Source organism: Uliginosibacterium sediminicola, assembly GCF_039631295.1.
Classification (GTDB): domain Bacteria; phylum Pseudomonadota; class Gammaproteobacteria; order Burkholderiales; family Rhodocyclaceae; genus Viridibacterium; species Viridibacterium sediminicola.
In genome coordinates this window covers 1-1348 of the sequence record NZ_JBDIVE010000025.1, presented here as the reverse complement: position 1 = coordinate 1348, position 1348 = coordinate 1, and the positions used below count along the sequence as shown (strand labels likewise).

General features: G+C 52.4%; 2 protein-coding genes. One reads left to right on the top strand and one right to left on the bottom strand.

The window, feature by feature from the left end; all coding sequences use genetic code 11:
- The first annotated feature begins 90 nt into the window (after nucleotides 1-90).
- Nucleotides 91-621: a hypothetical protein gene (locus ABDB84_RS19985; protein ID WP_345921545.1), complete on the top strand. Its 531-nt coding sequence runs from the start codon at nucleotides 91-93 to the stop codon at nucleotides 619-621.
- A 58-nt stretch (nucleotides 622-679) separates the two neighbouring features.
- On the opposite strand, the gene ABDB84_RS19980 is transcribed toward ABDB84_RS19985, so the two are convergent.
- Nucleotides 680-1348: DUF2130 domain-containing protein (locus tag ABDB84_RS19980; RefSeq protein ID WP_345921544.1), on the bottom strand; the 669-nt coding region annotated here is incomplete at its 5' end.

The following is a 1348-nucleotide window of genomic DNA, read 5'->3' as shown; positions in this document are numbered from 1 at the left end:
GCGAACGCCCGAAGAAGCTCTCGCCACCGAAATGCAGAGCTTTTATAACCCTGTTGCACTTGATTCTTGAGACCAAGCTCTTCGTCTCACTTGGATTTTGGTGACGACGAGGTGGATTGTGAAGAAAGATTGGTTCAGGTCCTGAGGGTTGCTCATCGCGCAGTTGTTATATGCGATAGAGACCGGAACGAAGGCGAGGATGATCGTTCCCTGATAATACGACTTACTGCGGCAGCAGAAGCTGTACCTCAGCACGCCCTCGTCCTTACTTCCTGCGGGCGAGAAATTGAAAATGACGTGAAGTCAGAAGCCATCTTGAAGGTATTGGAAGAGGTTCGTCCAAAATACTTTCTTAAACCGAAAGTGGATATCGAATACGAGCCCTATGCAATAGGAAAAAATGATGCCTTTGATCTTGTGGTGGCAAATGCGGCGCGTTTGTCAGGCGGATCCATTCTCTCTAAGGAGCAACAAGATCGGGTCAAAAGCATAATAAATCAAAGAAAAAATAGAATTGCGGAGAGAATCAAAGAGCTCGGATTGAATGAACCAGTGTTTGAGGGGGAGTCAGCACGCAAAGCGCAACAGCTTGTTCGGTGGTTGCATTCTGATCCCACCTGAGTTGGCATCACGTCTGATAAGCTACAAATGCAAATAATATTTCGATGCAATATTTGCGTTACCCTCCCCTCTTCACCTCCGCAAACTTCCCCGCCATCGTCGGATTCCCGCGCGTCAGCCGTTTGATCGTCACATCCTGCGCCTTGTCGTTCGCCAAGCGCAGATTGCGATCCGTCCCTAACAGCGCTTCCTTGGTTTTCTGCAGGTGGTCGATGGATTTGTCGATTTCGTCGATGGCGGTCTGGAAGCGGCGGGAGGCGAGGTCGTAGTTTTTGGCGAAGGCGGACTTGAAGCTCTCCAGCTCGTTTTCGAAGTTGGTGATGTCGATGTTTTGCGCACGCACCAGGGCGAGTTCGGATTTGTACTTGAGCGCGTTCATCGCCGCGTTGCGCAGCAGGGTGATGATGGGGATGAAGAACTGCGGGCGGATCACGTACATCTTGGGGTAGCGGTGGAAGACGTCGACGATGCCGGTGTTGTAGAGCTCGCTGTCGGGTTCGAGCAATGAGACGAGCACGGCGTATTCGCAGCCCTTCTCGTTGCGGTCTTTGTCGAGTTCCTTGAGGAAGTCTTCGTTGCGCTGTTTCGTGGCGGTGGTGTCGCTCTCGTTCTTCATCTCGAACATGATGGAGACGATTTCGGTGTCGGCCTCGTCCTTGTCGCGGAAGATGTAGTCGCCCTTGCTGCCGCTGCGGGCGTCGTTGTCTTTCTCGAAGTAGGCGCGCGG